The 15,111-nt window shown below is 65.9% G+C and carries 15 protein-coding genes; 2 read left to right on the forward strand and 13 right to left on the reverse strand.

What is annotated here, in order from left to right; genetic code table 11:
- Positions 1–14 precede the first annotated feature (14 nt).
- The 13 genes from QRM96_RS14975 to QRM96_RS15035 form a co-directional block, all read right to left on the reverse strand.
- Positions 15–746: a DedA family protein gene (locus tag QRM96_RS14975; RefSeq protein ID WP_018761914.1), complete on the reverse strand. Its 732-nt coding sequence runs from the start codon at positions 744–746 to the stop codon at positions 15–17.
- 134 nt (positions 747–880) lie between these two features.
- Positions 881–1,510 carry a DedA family protein gene (locus tag QRM96_RS14980; RefSeq protein WP_285320112.1) on the reverse strand — a complete coding sequence of 210 codons (630 nt, stop codon included), beginning with the start codon at positions 1,508–1,510 and terminating at the stop codon, positions 881–883.
- Between the two features lie 6 nt (positions 1,511–1,516).
- Positions 1,517–2,839 carry a thymidine phosphorylase gene (locus tag QRM96_RS14985; protein WP_018761916.1) on the reverse strand — a complete coding sequence of 441 codons (1,323 nt, stop codon included), beginning with the start codon at positions 2,837–2,839 and terminating at the stop codon, positions 1,517–1,519.
- Entirely contained in the window at positions 2,836–3,279 is a 444-nt protein-coding gene (locus QRM96_RS14990) for a cytidine deaminase (protein WP_285320113.1), read from the reverse strand. The genes QRM96_RS14985 and QRM96_RS14990 overlap by 4 nt, the downstream gene beginning before the upstream one ends.
- 5 nt (positions 3,280–3,284) lie before the next feature.
- On the reverse strand, positions 3,285–4,793 hold the full coding sequence (locus tag QRM96_RS14995; protein ID WP_285320114.1) for an ABC transporter permease: 1,509 nt from the start codon (positions 4,791–4,793) through the stop codon (positions 3,285–3,287).
- Entirely contained in the window at positions 4,790–6,184 is a 1,395-nt protein-coding gene (locus tag QRM96_RS15000; protein ID WP_285320115.1) for an ABC transporter permease, read from the reverse strand. The genes QRM96_RS14995 and QRM96_RS15000 overlap by 4 nt, the downstream gene beginning before the upstream one ends.
- Complete coding sequence (locus QRM96_RS15005) at positions 6,177–7,772, reverse strand: ABC transporter ATP-binding protein (protein WP_018761920.1); 1,596 nt, start codon at positions 7,770–7,772, stop codon at positions 6,177–6,179. Before QRM96_RS15005 ends, QRM96_RS15000 begins: the two co-directional genes overlap by 8 nt.
- A 225-nt stretch (positions 7,773–7,997) precedes the next feature.
- Positions 7,998–9,110: a BMP family lipoprotein gene (locus tag QRM96_RS15010; RefSeq protein ID WP_109863483.1), complete on the reverse strand. Its 1,113-nt coding sequence runs from the start codon at positions 9,108–9,110 to the stop codon at positions 7,998–8,000.
- 264 nt (positions 9,111–9,374) lie between these two features.
- The gene (locus QRM96_RS15015) at positions 9,375–10,391 is read right to left on the reverse strand and encodes an NADP-dependent oxidoreductase (RefSeq protein ID WP_285320116.1); all 1,017 of its coding nucleotides are present in this window, start codon (positions 10,389–10,391) and stop codon (positions 9,375–9,377) included.
- Positions 10,388–10,819 (reverse strand): organic hydroperoxide resistance protein, encoded by a 432-nt coding sequence (locus tag QRM96_RS15020; protein ID WP_109863485.1) that lies wholly within the window; start codon positions 10,817–10,819, stop codon positions 10,388–10,390. The genes QRM96_RS15015 and QRM96_RS15020 overlap by 4 nt, the downstream gene beginning before the upstream one ends.
- A 47-nt stretch (positions 10,820–10,866) precedes the next feature.
- Positions 10,867–11,301, reverse strand: coding sequence for a MarR family winged helix-turn-helix transcriptional regulator (locus QRM96_RS15025; protein ID WP_018761923.1), 435 nt, complete (start codon positions 11,299–11,301; stop codon positions 10,867–10,869).
- Between the two features lie 152 nt (positions 11,302–11,453).
- Positions 11,454–12,671 (reverse strand): amidohydrolase, encoded by a 1,218-nt coding sequence (locus tag QRM96_RS15030; protein ID WP_109863486.1) that lies wholly within the window; start codon positions 12,669–12,671, stop codon positions 11,454–11,456.
- Between the two features lie 100 nt (positions 12,672–12,771).
- Positions 12,772–13,905 carry a mannose-1-phosphate guanylyltransferase gene (locus tag QRM96_RS15035; RefSeq protein ID WP_026264626.1) on the reverse strand — a complete coding sequence of 378 codons (1,134 nt, stop codon included), beginning with the start codon at positions 13,903–13,905 and terminating at the stop codon, positions 12,772–12,774.
- A 282-nt stretch (positions 13,906–14,187) separates the two neighbouring features.
- On the opposite strand from QRM96_RS15035, the gene sdhC reads away from it, so the two are divergent.
- Together sdhC and QRM96_RS15045 are read left to right on the forward strand one after the other, a co-directional pair.
- Positions 14,188–14,568, forward strand: coding sequence for a succinate dehydrogenase, cytochrome b556 subunit (gene sdhC, locus QRM96_RS15040; protein ID WP_081624141.1), 381 nt, complete (start codon positions 14,188–14,190; stop codon positions 14,566–14,568).
- A gap of 3 nt (positions 14,569–14,571) precedes the next feature.
- Positions 14,572–15,033 carry a succinate dehydrogenase hydrophobic membrane anchor subunit gene (locus QRM96_RS15045; RefSeq protein WP_018761927.1) on the forward strand — a complete coding sequence of 154 codons (462 nt, stop codon included), beginning with the start codon at positions 14,572–14,574 and terminating at the stop codon, positions 15,031–15,033.
- The last annotated feature ends 78 nt before the right edge of the window (positions 15,034–15,111 follow it).

Here is a 15,111-nt window from a genome sequence, read left to right on the forward strand (position 1 = left end):
TTCAAAGCCAGCCGCTACTTGGCTGCGGGACCCGCATCGGCCGATGGCACCGTTAGGGGCCGGGTGCCGGGCCGTCCTTCCTGGCCCGGGGTGTTTTCGGCCCATCCGTCCACGTCGGCGTCAGCCTCGGGCGCATCGTGGCGTCCGAGCCGTTTGTGCCACCAGCGCAGGGCGTGGTCGATCACGACGCCCAGGACTATCGCAAAGACGACGGCGATGCCGGCGCTCAGGAGCGGGTTGTGGTGCAGCCATGGGAAGGAGCTGGCCAGCACCCCGATGCCCAGGGAGTAGCCCACCCATGTGACGCAGGCAAAGGCGTCGAAGACGAAGAACCTGCGGTGTGAGAACCCGGTGCTGCCGGCCACGTAGTTGACGGCCACCCGGCCCCAAGGGATGTACCGGGCGGTGAAGATGAGGACCGCTCCGCGCTTCTCGAGCTCGTAGCGGGCCCAGGCGAAGACTTTCCGGACCTTGGGCCGGCGCATCCACGCCCACCGGTCCAGTCCGATCTTTCGGCCGAGCATATAGGCCATGTTGTCGCCGCAGATCGCGCCGATCAGGGCGGTCAGACCAAGGATCCAAAGATTGGGTTCGCCGCTGTGCCGCGAGAAAGCCGCCAAAGCCACAATGAGGGTCTCACTGGGCACCACCATGGCGAAGCCGTCCACGAAGAAGAACACCAGCAGTACGGGGTAGATCCACCACTGGCCCGCTGCATGGAGCACGGCCTCATTAATAAACTCCACGCGGTGTTGCTCCTGTAAAAAAATGGCACGGCCGAAGCGCCGCAGCCAAAGCGGAAATCGTTCCTAAGTGTCCCATGGCGGGGACGCAGTACGCTACGCCCCGGCGCCCGGAATTATCCGGTTAAACGCGGGGCTCAGGTCCCGGGTTCCCGGATCCGTTCCACCACGTTGGGTTTACCCCGGAATTTGTTGATCACCAGGTCCACCAGGATGCCCAGGGCTACGGCACAGACAATGGCGATCGCGGCGCCCAGGACGTGGTTGTCCTCGAACCATTGGCCGAAGAACAGCCCGATCGTCACGGAGTATCCGGCCCACAGGCTTGCGGAAAGGACCGTCAGACCCACGAACCGCAGGTGGGGATAGTGGGTGACTCCGGCGGTCAGGTTGACCGCCACGCGGCCGATCGGAACGAACCGGGCCACCAGTATCAGCGACGCCGGCCGCTTGCGCAGTTCCCGGCCCGCCCAGCGGAAGGCGGCCTGCATCCGCGGTCCGCGCATCCAGGCCCAGCGGGTGGTGCCCACCCGCCGGCCCAGGAGGTAGGCAATGTTGTCGCCCGCGAAGGCTCCGGCGGCAGCCACCCCTGCCAGAAGCAGGGGGTTGGGGACATCCGCGGTGGCGGCGACGGCGGCGAGGCCCACCACCACGGATTCACTGGGCACGGGCGGGAAGAAGCCGTCAATGACGCAGCACGCCAGCACCAGGACCAGCACCCAGGGCTGTCCGGCTGCGGCGAGGATGAAGTCGTTGATGGCCTGCATTGGTACCTATGCTATGCGGTCAATGATGAGCTGCTGGGCAGGCCGTGAACCATCCGGCGCGATGACCACCGCGTGTTCGAGAGCTTCCCGGGCGCGGGCAAACCGGTCCGGTGTGTCCGTGAGCAGGGTCATCAAGGGTTCCCCGGCCCTGACGGTGGCGCCCGGTTTGGCATGCATCCGCACCCCGGCCCCGGCCTGGACGGCATCCTCCTTGCGGGCACGGCCGGCCCCCAGCCGCCAGGCGGCCACCCCGACGGCCAGGGCGTCGAGTTCCACCAGCACTCCGTCTGCGGGGGCGTAGACGACATCGGATTCCCTGGCTGCCGGGAGGGGGGCATGCGGATCGCCACCCTGGGCGGAGATCATCCGGTTCCAGACGTCCATGGCGCGGCCGTCCTTGAGCGCGGCGGCGGGGTCAGCGTCGTGCACTCCCGCAGCGGCGAGCATCTCTTCGGCGAGCCTGACGGTCAACTCCACCACGTCTTCCGGTCCGCCACCGGCGAGGACCTCCACGGACTCCTCGACTTCGATGGCGTTGCCGGCTGTGAGGCCCAGTGGCGTGTTCATGTTGGTCAGCAGCGCAACCGTGTTGACGCCGGCGTCCTTGCCCAGGGCCACCATGGTCTCGGCCAGTTCCCGGGCCCGGGACTCATCCTTCATGAACGCTCCGCTGCCCACTTTGACGTCCAGGACCAGCGAGCCCGTGCCCTCGGCGATCTTCTTGCTCATGATGGACGAGGCGATGAGCGGGATGGCTTCCACGGTGCCGGTCACGTCACGCAGCGCGTAAAGCTTCTTGTCCGCCGGGGCCAGGCCTGCGCCGGCGGCGCAGATCACTGCCCCGACGTCCTGGAGTTGGGCCAGGATCTCACCGTTGGTCAGGTTTGCGCGCCACCCGGGAATCGACTCAAGCTTGTCCAGGGTGCCGCCCGTGTGGCCCAGGCCGCGGCCGGAGAGCTGCGGGACGGCGACGCCGAACACTGCCACGAGCGGGGCCAACGGCAGGGTGATCTTGTCCCCTACCCCGCCGGTGGAGTGCTTGTCCGTGGTGTACTTCAGGCCGCCATCGGGGCGCCGAAGGCTGGAAAAGTCCATTCGCTCCCCGGACGCGATCATGGCGGCGGTCCAGCGGGCAATTTCCGCCCGGTCCATGCCGTTGAGCAGGATGGCCATGTTCAGGGCCGCCATCTGTTCATCGGCAATGGCTCCACGCGTGTAGGCGTCGATGGTCCAGTCGATCTGTTCGGGGCTCAGAGTGCCTTTGTCCCGCTTGATGCGGATGATGTCCACGGCATCGAATGCCTCGGCGTTGCTGGTGGTTTGGGTCACCGGGTCTCCTCCAGATGTTGGGGGCCAAATGCCTCGGGCAGCACCTGGTCCATCGTCCTGATGCCTTGGGTGGTCATGACTTCCATGTCCGGGGCGCGGAATTCGTACAGCAGCTGGCGGCAGCGGCCGCACGGCATCAGGACCGTGCCGCCGGCGTCGACGCAGTAGAAGGCGCGCAATTGGCCGCCGCCGGTCATGTGCAGGTTGCCTACCAAGGCGCATTCGGCGCAGAGGGTGAGGCCGTAGCTGGCGTTCTCGACGTTGCAGCCGCTGACGATCCGGCCATCCGTGGTGAGGGCGGCCGCCCCCACCGCGAAATTCGAATAAGGCGCGTAGGCATTTGCCAGGGCGGCAACGGCGGCAGCCTCGAGGGCGGCCCAATCGACGCCGGTACCTCCGCCGGGCTTGCCTTGATTGCCGGGGGCTCCGGTTTCTGTCACCGTGGTCACCCCTTGACGTACGGGATGCCGTCGGCTGCGGGCGGCCGGGACCGCCCCACCAGGCCGGCCACGGCGATGACGGTCAGGGCGTAGGGGAGCATCGCCATGAACTGGCTGGGCACGGGCGAGCCAATGATGGTGATGATGCTCTGCAGGTTGTCGGCGAACCCGAAGAGCAGTGCGGCCAGAAAGGCCCCGATGGGATTCCAGCGCCCGAAGATCATGGCGGCAAGGGCAATGTAGCCGCGACCGCCGGACATGTCCTTGCTGAAGGCGTCCACCGACACCAGGGTGAAGAAGGAACCGCCGATTCCAGCGATCGCGCCGCCCATCAGGACGTTGATGAAGCGGGTGCGGTTGACGTTGATGCCCACGGTGTCCGCCGCCTGGGGGTGTTCGCCGACGGCGCGCACCCGCAGGCCCCATTTGGTGTGGAACAGCCCGACGTAGACCACGATCACGGCCACGTACATGAGGTAGCCCACCAGGGACTGGCGGAACAGGATGGGTCCGATGATCGGGATGTCGGCAAGAAACGGGATGTCCACTGCCTGGAGCCGGCCGGGCTTGTTGAGGTGTTCCGGGTCCGCCGTGAGCAGGGTGGAGAACAGGAAGCTGGTGAGGCCGCTGATCAGGACGTTGAGGACCACGCCGACGATGATCTGGTTGACGAGGTACTTGATGCTCACCACGGCCAGGACCAGGGACACGAGTGCACCGGCGACGGCCGCCGAAATGAGTCCCACGTAGACATTGCCTGTCACGGTGGCTACGACGGCGGCGGAGAAAGCACCGAGCAGGAGCTGTCCTTCGATGGCGATGTTGACCACGCCGGCCCGTTCGCACAGCACTCCGGACAGCGAGCCGAACACCAGTGGTACGGCCAGTGTCACCGCGCCTGCCATCAGGCCGCCCAGGGAAATGGACGGTTCAGGGTCACGGCCGCCGGCGACGATCCAGATCATGAACCCGACCAGGAAGACGACCGCGAAGAGACCGCCCAGCCATCCGGGGGTGCGCCGCCGCTGCAGGGTCAGCAGGATGGCGTACCCGGCCAGGCCGAGCAGCAAGAGGGCGCAAATCCAGCCGAAGACCATCGAGGGCACGGTGATCTTCTCCACCTGGGCAACGCCGAGGGCGGCGAGGCCCAGGACGACGACGGCAGCGATGGTGGTGGCGGGAATCCAGCGGTCCGCTCCCCCGCCCTCGCGGCGCTGGCTGATCCAGCGGTAGCCGAGGTATCCGGCGGCAGCCAGCGCCACGACAAGGGTGATCCAGGCTGCGGTGGACGAGGCGTTTGGGTCGCGGGCTTCGGCGATCCGGAACCCGGCGGATTTTGTGTTGGCGAGGAATCCAAACAGCACGGTGCCCAGGATGGCGAGCAGGCCCAGGCCGACGCCGGCCTTCCAGCTCACCAGTTCCGTTGTCCCTGCCCGGCCTGCGGCACGGTTGGCTCCGGTGGTTTTCCCGGTTCCAGGTTGTTTGCTCGCGGGAGATTGTGTGGTGGCGCTCATGCTGCCGCTCCGCTCTTGACGCCGCCGGTATGCGAACCTGCGGTCCCACTTGTGGTGGTCTTCTTCTTACGGGGGTTGAGTCCGAATATCGCACGGACCAGCGGCGGTGCTGCGATGAACAACACGATCAGGGACTGGATGACGAGCACAATGTCGATGGGGGTTTGCGTCTGTGCCTGCATTGCCACGCCGCCGGCGCGGAAGGCGCCGAACAGCAGGCCCGCAAAGAAGGTTCCCCACGGCGTGGAGCGTCCCAGCAGAGCGACGGTGATGGCGTCAAAGCCGATGGAAGCGGCCACACCGCCGGAGAGGTACTTTTCCGTGCCGGACACCTGCGCCACCCCGGCCAGGCCGGCCAGCGCACCAGCGATCGCCATCACCAGGATGGTGCTGCGGGCAACGTTGATTCCGGCGGTACGGGCCGCGTTCGGGTTCGCCCCAACGGCGCGGAACTCAAAACCGACCGTGGAGCGGTTCAGCAGCCACCAGACGAAGGCGGTGGCCGCTATCGCAACCAGGAACCCGGCGTGCAGGCGGAACTGGGGTCCGAGCAGTTCTGGGAACAACGCGGTGGAGTCAAGGAACGGGGAGATCGGGTTGGTGGAACCCTTGCGCTGGAAAGCGGGGGTGGTGAGCAGGAAGAGCAGCAGGAAGTTGGCGATGTAGTTGAGCATGATGGTCACGATCACCTCGTGGGCGCCTGTCCGCGCCTTCAGCAGGCCCACGACGCCACCCCAGACCGCGCCGCCAACCAGGCCGGCGAGGATGACGACCAGCAGGTGCAGGCCGATGGGCAGGTGCCAGGCGAAGCCAACGTAGGCGCCGAAGAGCGCACCGAAGATGATCTGCCCCTGGGCGCCAATGTTGAACAGGCCGGCGCGGAACGCCAACGCGACGCCGAGCCCGGCACAAATAAGCGGAGTTGCGACCGTAAGGGTCTCGGTGATCGGGTACAGCTGGGCGGCCAGGTCGGCGCCGGCCCAGTTGAAGATGGACCCCTGCACCAGTGCGGTATAGGGACGGATGACCTCGGTCAGGAGGTCTCCGGGCTGGGCAAAAAAGTAACCGGCCGTGACGGCGACCTTGGGGTTGGTCACCGCCATGAGGATGCCGCCGAGCACGATGGCCAGCAGCACGGAGAGGAAGGAGACCATGGCGTTGCCGGTGAAGATCTGGTGCAGGACGGATCCGTCACCGTCCCGGTGGTCCCGGCCGCGCAGCTGGGTGGCCGCCGGAACGGCGGACGGCGGCATCTGGCCGCCGGCGGTGTCGAGCGCGACGTCGGAGGCGACGGCCTCGGAGGTGATGCCGCCTGGCACCTGGGTCGGGGCGGGCTCCGGGGCGCTGTTATTGCCTGTGGCCAGCGGGTCCGGGGTTGTCTTCTCAGACATGGGTTTCTCCTTCGTGGCCGGCAGGCTCAGATACCGTCGGTGCGGCCGTTACGCCGGAAGCATGGGCGGAGGCGTTGGCTTCGGCTTCCGCGGCCGGGACACCGGCCATCATCAGGCCCAGGACGTCGCGGGACGTGGTGGCGGGGACGATTCCCACCAGCCGGCCGCGGTAGAGCACCGCGATCCGGTCTGCCAGCTGCAGTACTTCGTCAAGTTCCGTGGACACGATCATGACGGGTGTTCCGTGGTCGCGTTCGGCGATGACGCGCTTGTGGACGAATTCGATCGAGCCGACGTCAAGCCCGCGCGTGGGCTGCGAGGCAATAAACAGGCGGAGCGGGCGGGAGAGCTCACGGGCCAGGACGACCTTCTGCTGGTTGCCGCCGGAGAGGGTGCCCACCGCGGCGGATACGGAGGGCGTGCGGACATCGAATTCCTCGACCTTCTTGGCAGCGTTCTCCGCGATGAGGCCCGGTTTCATCCCCACGCCGCGGGCGAAGGGTGCCTTGTCGTAGAGGTCCAGGATCATGTTCTCGGCGATGGTGAACGTGCCTACCAGGCCGTCAAGGGTGCGGTCCTCGGGGACGAAGCCCACACCCGCACCGAGCACATGCTTAACGCTCTTGCCCAACAATTCCTCGCCGTCGAGCGTGATGGACCCGGCCACGTGCGGCTGCACGCCAAGGATCGCCTCGGTCAGCTCCGTCTGGCCGTTGCCTTGCACTCCGGCGATGGCGAGCACCTCGCCCTTGGCGATGTCGAATGACAGGTCATCGACCACGTGCTGTCCATTGTGGTCGGTGACGGTCAGGTTGCGGACCTTGAAGGTCACCTCACCCGTCTTGGCCGGCGCCTTGTCAAGCGTCAGGCTCACGGTGCGGCCCACCATGGCGGACGCCAGTTCGGTGGGGGAAGCTGTGGGGTCCGCCTGCCCCACCACCTTGCCGCGCCGGATGACTGTGATGGTGTCCGAGATGGCTTTGACTTCGCGCAGTTTGTGGGAGATGAAGACGATCGACTTCCCGTCGCGCTTCAGCTGCCGGATGATGTCCAGGAGTTCGTCGGTCTCCTGCGGCGTCAACACGGCGGTGGGTTCGTCGAGGATGAGCACCTCGGCATCTCGAACCAGTGCCTTGATGATCTCGACCCGCTGCTGGACGCCAACGGGCAGGTCCTCCACCATGGCGTCGGGGTCGACGTCGAAGCCGTACTGGTCCGAAATGCGGCGGATCTTCTCGCGCGTAGCTTCCAGGTTGAGCAGGCCGGCGGCCTTGGTGGTCTCATTGCCCAGCGCCACATTCTCGGCCACGCTGAAGACCGGGATGAGCATGAAATGCTGGTGGACCATTCCGATGCCGGCCGCCATGGCCTCGCCGGGGTCTTTGAAGACGACAGGCTTGCCATCGACCAGGATTTCGCCTTCGGTCGGATCGTACAGGCCGTAGAGCACGTTCATCAGGGTGGATTTCCCTGCGCCGTTCTCGCCCAGGAGGCAGTGCACCTGCCCCGGTTCGACGACCAAATCGATGTGGTCATTGGCTACCAGGGACCCGAATCGCTTCGTAATCCCCTTCAGTTCGAGTTTCAAAACCCCAACCAATCTGTGTGTGTATGGATCTGCTCCGCCGCGCTGTCGGCGGCAAGGCAGCGGGTAGTCCCAGCCTAGTGTTACGGGTGGTTTCTGGGCAGGGCGGGCAGGCAGGAAAAGTAACGCCTGCATGGCGCTGGCAAGCGTGCGTTGCCAGCAAAACAGAACGCGCTGCCCTCCGGCCGGGGTAACGGCGGAAGGGCAGCGCGCCCCGCTGTTCAGTGCTTACTTGGTGGGGCTGGACTTCGACTCGACCTTGACGGTGCCGGAGATGATGTCCTTCTTCAGCTGGTCCAGTTCGCCCTTGAGATCCGCCGGCACGGCGGAATCGAGGTCGTGGAAGGGAGCCAGGGCAACGCCGCCGTTTGCAAGGGTTCCGATGTACGGCGAGGCGTCGAATTTGCCGTCCTTGTCGTCCTTGATGACCGTCTCCACAGCGGTGGCCATGGTCTTCTGGACAGAAGAAAGGATCACGGACTTGTAGTCGGGGGCCGTCAGGTAGCCATCGGAGTCAACCCAGATGAGCTTGGCATCCTTGCCCTTGGACTTGGCGTCGAGGATCGCGCTGCCCGCGCCGCTGCCGACGGGTCCGGCCACGGGAAGGACGATATCTGCGCCCTGGTCGAGGAAGCCCTGGGTGAGGACCTTGCCCTTGTCCACCTGCTTGAAGTCGCCGACGAAGGTGCCGTCCTGCTTGTCCTTGTCCCAGCCGATGAGCTGGACGCTCTTGCCCTTCTTTTCGTTGTAGTACTTCACGCCGTCGGCAAAACCGTCCATGAAGATGGTGACGGTGGGGATGTTGATGCCGCCGAAGGTTGCCACCTTGCCGGTCTTGGACGTGCCTGCTGCCAGGTAGCCGGCCAGGAACGCGGCCTGGGCCGTGTCATAGACGATCGGCTTGACGTTCTTGGGGAAGGTGGGGTCGTTGTAGTCGATGATCGCGAAGTGGCTGTTCGGGTTGGCCGTCGCGATGGACTTGGTGGCATCGCCGAGCAGGAACCCGACGGTCACGGTGAGCTTGCAGCCCTGCTGGACCATGGAGCGGAGGTTGGGGTCGTAGTCGGTGTCAGCCTTGGACTGGACGTGCTTCTCCTTGATGCCAAGGTCCTTGACGGCGGCCTGCAGTCCCTCGTAGCCGGACTGGTTGAACGACTTGTCGTCGAATCCACCGGAGTCGGACACCATGCAGGCGGTGTAGTCCGAGGCGGTGGCTGAACCCGAGGGGCCGGACGCGGACGGGGCGGCCCCGCAGCCGGTCAGCAGCAAGGCGGACGCACCGAGGGTGGCCACACCGGCCATTGAACCGCGCTTGAAGCCGGCACGCAGTGATTTCTTCAATTTTCCTCCAGGGATGATGCGAGTGGCACTACGGGCTGAGATTCAATGAGTGTCCGTTTCGGCGCTGAAATTCTGTTTTCACTGAAGGCACGCAGCACTGCGCCGGAGCGCACTGATGGCACTTACTTTAGTGGCCTGCGCCACGTCCCCATAGCACGTCGGAAGCTGACCCCGAAGATTGTTTACAAGTTGTTACCAAGCAGTAGGGGCGCCTCCAAAGGAGGCGCCCCTACTGCTGATTGTTCTTTAGTTGTAAGCGACGGGCTACAGCCGGACGAGCATCTTTCCGGTGTTCGCACCGTCCAGGAGATCCATGAACGCCTGCGGCGCGTTCTCCAGTCCGTCCACGATCGTCTCGTCGTAGCGCACGGTGCCGTCGGCCAGCCAGCCGGACATCTTCTCGGCAAACTCCGCCGCGTGCTGCCGCTGACCGCCTACCAGGAAGCCGCGGAGCGTCAGTTGCTTGCCGATGGCCTGCATCAGGTTGTGGGGCGCCGGAGTCGGTTCGGTGGAGTTGTACTGCGCGATGGCACCGCACATTGCCACCCGGCCGCCGACGTTGAGGACTGCCAGGGCCGCCTCGAGGTGTTCGCCGCCGACGTTGTCGAAGTAGACGTCGATGCCGGCTGGGCCGGCGGCCTTCTGCAGCTGGTCCAGCACGGGACCATCGTGGTAGTCGAAGGCTGCGTCGAAACCGAGCTCCAGCAGCCGGGCCACCTTGGCCGGCGAACCGGCGGAGCCGATCACGCGGGAGGCGCCCATGGCCTTAGCGATCTGGCCAACCAGGGAGCCCACCGCACCGGCGGCACCGGAGACGAACACGGCGTCCCCCGGCTTGAATTCGGCGACCTTCAAGAGGCCGGAGTAGGCGGTCAGCCCGGTCATGCCCAGGGCGCCAAGGAAGGCGGAAGCCGGGGCCAGGTCAGTTCGGGCCGGGGTGGCTGCAGCGCCGTCAACCACGGCGTACTCCCGCCAGCCGAGGGAATGCACGACGACGTCGCCCTCCTTGTGTGCCGACGAACGGGACGCGACCACCTCGCCTACCGCGCCGCCGTCGAGCGCCTTGCCCACGGCAAACGGCGCGGAGTAGGACTTCACATCATTCATCCGGCCCCGCATGTAGGGGTCGACCGACATGAAGAGGTTCCGGACCAGGATCTGGCCGTCCTCGAGGGCGGGCAGCGGGGACTCGGCGAGCTCGAAGTTATCGCTGGCAGGACGGCCTACAGGGCGCGAGGCCAGGCGGATTTCACGGGTGCTGGTGGCAAGTGCGGTGCTCATGCTGCGTACTCCAAAATCTTGATGTCGACGGTGATGTTGCCCCGGGTGGCGTTCGAGTAGGGGCACACTTCATGCGCCTTGGCCACCAGTTCCTCGGCGGTGGAAAGATCCAGCGCCGGGAGGGCGATTTCCAGTTCGGCGGCAAGCCCGAAGCCCGTTCCGCCGTCCAGCTGTCCCAGGTGGACTTTCGCCGCAACGGCCGAATCGGTGAGGTCGGCGCCTGCCTTGCGGCCCACCAGGCGCAGTGCGGAGTGGAAGCAGGCGGCGTACCCGGCGGCAAAAAGCTGCTCAGGGTTGGTCCCGCGGCCGCTGCCGCCCAGCTCCACGGGGCTGGCCAGGTCCACGGCCAGCTTGCCGTCATTGCTGCGTGCAGTGCCGTCACGGCCTTCGCCGGAGGCAAGCGCCTCGGCGGTGTAGAGAGTCTTCACGAAAAATGTCCGTCCTGTAGGTGGGATGGTGCAGTGTGGCGCGCCGCTTAGAGCGACTGGTGCAGTGCGGCCGTGAGCTTGCCCAGGGTGGCGCGCAGTTGTTCGAGCTCTCCGTGCGAGAGTCCGGCGGCGTCAGCCAGCCGCTGCGGGATGGCCCGGGCCGGGACGCTGAGTTCCCGGCCTGCCGTCGTGAGGTGAATGGCAACGCGCCGTTCGTCCTCGCCTGAACGGCGGCGTTCCACGAGCCCCAGTGCTTCCAGCCGCTTGAGAAGGGGCGACAGGGTCCCCGAGTCCAGCCCGAGCTCCCCGCCAAGTTCCTTGACCCCACGGGGCTCGTCCTCCCACAGCACCAGCATCACCAAGTACTGCGGGTAAGTGAGCCCCAGTTCATCCAGCACTGGCCGGTACACGGCGGTGGCGGCCCGGGAAGCCGAATACAAGGCAAAACACACTTGGCGGTCCAGGCGGGGAGCTTCGGTCATGAGAAAACAATAGCCCACAATTAGATTGTGCACAACTCAACTGGACTCACGAGACCATCCCGTTGACCGTCGTCGTGATCCACCAGCGTTAGCAGCGCCGGCGCAAACAAGCCGCCACGGCACGGACGCGGCGTGGACGGTGTGCCGCGCGGCTACAGCGCGGGCGGCTGCTCGATGTCCCTGATGGTCCTCAACGCTGCCGCGGTGAGCACGCGGATCCCCAGGCCCAGCGATCGCTCGTCCAGGATGTAATCGCCGCGGTGGAGGTCGTAGTCCTCCCCGCCCGGCGTCTTGGTGCCCAGGCGCATCATGGCTCCCGGAAGTTCCGCAAGGAACCAGGCAAAGTCCTCGCCACCCATGGATTGCGGGGTCAGCACCACGGCGCTTTCGCCGATCTCTGCGCGCGCAGCCGCCTCGATAATCGCCGTTTCGTGTTCCGAGTTCACCACGGGCGGCACTCCCCTGGTGTGCTCCAGGTGGACGTCCACCCCATACGGCGCGGCCACCTGGTGGACCACCTCGTCGAGGAGTTCGCCGGCGGCGTGCCAGGCGTCACGGTCCAGGCAGCGCATGGTTCCGGCCATGTAGCCCGAGCCGGGAATGGCATTGGGCGCCGATCCGGCGGTGATCTGGCCCCACACCACGGACACGCCACTGCGGACGTCCACCCGGCGGGACAGGACGGCCGGAACGTTGACGGCGATCTGGGCAAGCGCGAAGACGAGGTCCTCGGTGAGGTGCGGTCGGGACGTGTGGCCGCCGCGGCCGGACAGTTCAATGCGGATGGTGTCCGAGGCAGAGGTGATGGCGCCAATCCGGGTTCCGACCTTGCCCACTTCGATGCGGGGGTCGCAGTGCAGCGCGAGGATCCTGGGAACTCCCTCCAGCACGCCCTGCTCAATGCACGCGTGCGCCCCGCCGGGCATGGTTTCCTCTGCGGGCTGGAAGATGATCCGCACCGTAGCGCCCAGGGGCGATTCCTGGTGCATGCGCTGCAACACCAGGGCAATGCCCAGCATGGTGGTGGTGTGCACGTCGTGGCCGCAGGCGTGGGTGACGCCGTGGTTCTTGGACGCGAAAGCCAAGCCGGTTTCCTCGATGATGGGGAGGGCGTCGATGTCACCCCGCAGCGCGGTGGCGATGGGGCCTTCGCCGACGTCCACGGTCAGGCCGGTGCCTTCGAGCCGGCGGGGGCTCAGCCCGGCGGCCTCCAGCCTCTCCGCAAGCTTGTCGGTGGTGCGGAACTCCTTGAAGGAAAGCTCAGGGTGCGCATGGAGGTCCCGCCGGAATTCGATCAGTTCCGGCAGGAGCGGTTCAAGCCACGGCGCCACCAAGGCGGTGGGCTCGGCTTCAGTAGTGTAATTGCGCACTGTTTTACTCTAGCGATCACGGCCCCGATAAGGGCCATTCACTGACGCCCCGTTACAACGTGAACCTGCCGGCCCCGTGACGCGCCGGCAGGTAGGGCGATCAAAGGACGTCCGTGTCCCCGCTGGCTTTGAGGGCGTCGACCGCTGCCTTGACCCGCTGGGAGTTGGCCATGGTGGTGACCAGCAGCGCGTCCGGCGTGTCCACGATGACCACATCCTGGATGCCGATCAGGGCGATGACGCGCTTGGTGTCCGTGACCACCACACCGCTTGAGTTCTCCGTGAATACCCGCGCTCCTTCGCCCAGGACGGTGACGTCGTCCACTTCCTTGGCGCTGTTGAGCCGCCCGACGGAGGCAAAGTCGCCAACGTCGTCCCAGCGGAAGGTCCCGGGCACGACGGCGACGTCCCCGGCTTCGGCGGCGGGCTCGGCCACTGCATAGTCGATGGCGATCTTGGGCAGGGTGGGCCAGATCCGGGCAGTGACCTCGTCGCGTTCGGGGGTGTCCCAGGCCTGCGCGATTTCCTGCAGGCCCTTGAACAGCTCCGGCTGGTTGGCCTCGAGGTGCTTGAGCATCAGTGCCACGGGGGCTACGAACATGCCGGCGTTCCACACGTAGTCACCGCTGTCGACGTACTGCTGGGCCACCACTTCGTCGGGCTTTTCGACGAATTCCACCACATCGTGGGCGCTCGGAGCTCCGTCGATGTGCAATTCCTTGCCGGAGCGGATGTACCCGAACCCGGTGGACGGGTGCGTGGGCTTGATGCCGATGGTCACGATCTTGCCGGCCGCGGCGGTATGGATTGCCTCCCGGACGGCGTCCTGGAAGAGGTGGTCCGGGCTGATCACCTGGTCGGCGGCGAAGGACCCCATGATGGTGTCCGGGTCCCGCGCGTGCAGGATGGCTGCGGCGAGGCCGATCGCCGCTGCGGAGTCCTTGGGCTCCGATTCCAGGACAAGGTCCGCGTCCTGGACCTCGGGAAGCTGGCGGCACACGGCGTCGCGGTGCGCTTTTCCGGTGACCACCAGCACCCGGCTGCCCGCGAGCGGGTGGAGCCGGTCGTAGGTGGCACGCAGCAGGGTGCTGCCCGATCCTGTGAGATCGTGAAGGAACTTGGGAGCTGCTGCTCGTGACAGGGGCCAGAGGCGGGTCCCCACTCCGCCTGCCGGAATCACCGCAATGAAGCGGTCAAGGGGTGAGGCCGGGCTTGTCACTTTGTCTGTACTCATCACCGCTACTTTAGCTGACGGCCCACGGCCGGCGGCGGCGGCCCGCCACGGGCTGTCCACCGGCGCGCTCCGTCATCGCATGGCCCAAATCACCGCATCCGTGTGGCGTTCGTCTCATTCTCGCCGAAAAACCGCTCCAGCACTGGTCTCCAAGAATCTCCTAAATTGAATAAGCTGTAAGCGAAGCCTAGATTTAGGCCTGAGCTACGAGTGCTCTCGCAGCAGGCGTTCCCCCCGCATGGATCTCATGCCAGCGCCGCTGTGTTGCAGGGAGGTTTATCAGTGCCGACAAAACCAGCTGGCACCTTGTACCGCGGCCGTGAAGGCATGTGGTCCTGGGTAGGACACCGCATAACCGGTGTAGTGATCTTTTTCTTCTTGTTGGTCCACGTCCTGGACACCTCCTTGGTGCGTGTGTCGCCGGAGGCCTACACCGCTGTGATCGGCGCCTACAAGAACCCGCTGATGGCGCTGGGCGAGACCGGGCTTGTGGCCGCGATCGTGTTCCACGCCTTCAATGGCTTGCGGATCATCGCGGTCGACTTCTGGAAGAAGGGCGCCAAGTACCAGCGGCAGATGCTGTGGGCAGTCCTGGCCCTCTGGATCGTGACCATGCTTGCGTTCTCCATCCGCCACCTGTCCCTCGCCCTCGGAGGTCACTAAGCCATGACTGCAACCATCGAGAGCCCCCGCAGCGGCCGGGTAGCTCCCCAGTACCGCCGCAGCGGCGGTTCGCGCGGCAACTTCGAGATGATCGCCTGGCTGTTCATGCGCCTCTCCGGCGTGGTGCTGGTGGTCCTCATCTTCGGGCACCTGTTCGTGAACCTCATGGTCGGCGAAGGCATCCATGCCATTGACTTCGGTTTCGTCGCCGGCAAGTGGGCGGACCCGTTCTGGCAGTTCTGGGACCTGGCCATGCTGTGGCTGGCAATGCTGCACGGCACCAATGGCGTGCGGACCATCATTAACGACTACGCCGAAAAGACGGGGACGCGGCGCTGGTTGAAGACCGTCCTCTACGCAGCCGCCGTGGTCATCATCCTGCTGGGCACCCTGGTGATCTTCACCTTCAACCCCTGCCCCGTGGTGGACGGCGTGGCCCTTCCGGGCGGATTCTGCCCTGCCTAGTCCAGGCACAACCCCGGGCCCGCGGGCTTACCCGCGGGCCCTGTTTTGCGGAGCAGGCGAAGCCGCCCCGTTGTTTGA

Origin of the sequence: Pseudarthrobacter sp. lyk4-40-TYG-27, from assembly GCF_030209295.1 — a bacterium.
Taxonomy (GTDB): Bacteria; Actinomycetota; Actinomycetes; order Actinomycetales; family Micrococcaceae; genus Arthrobacter.

What these genes read in the sequence shown, in the direction of transcription:
- QRM96_RS14980 (WP_285320112.1), bottom strand. Translation starts at nt 1,510, where the DNA reads ATGCAGGCCATCAACGACTTCATCCTCGCCGCAGCCGGACAGCCCTGG.
- QRM96_RS14995 (WP_285320114.1), bottom strand. Translation starts at nt 4,793, where the DNA reads ATGAGCGCCACCACACAATCTCCCGCGAGCAAACAACCTGGAACCGGG.
- QRM96_RS15000 (WP_285320115.1), bottom strand. Translation starts at nt 6,184, where the DNA reads ATGTCTGAGAAGACAACCCCGGACCCGCTGGCCACAGGCAATAACAGC.
- QRM96_RS15015 (WP_285320116.1), bottom strand. Translation starts at nt 10,391, where the DNA reads ATGAGCACCGCACTTGCCACCAGCACCCGTGAAATCCGCCTGGCCTCG.
- QRM96_RS15025 (WP_018761923.1), bottom strand. Translation starts at nt 11,301, where the DNA reads ATGACCGAAGCTCCCCGCCTGGACCGCCAAGTGTGTTTTGCCTTGTAT.
- QRM96_RS15035 (WP_026264626.1), bottom strand. Translation starts at nt 13,905, where the DNA reads ATGAGTACAGACAAAGTGACAAGCCCGGCCTCACCCCTTGACCGCTTC.
- QRM96_RS15045 (WP_018761927.1), top strand. Translation starts at nt 14,572, where the DNA reads ATGACTGCAACCATCGAGAGCCCCCGCAGCGGCCGGGTAGCTCCCCAG.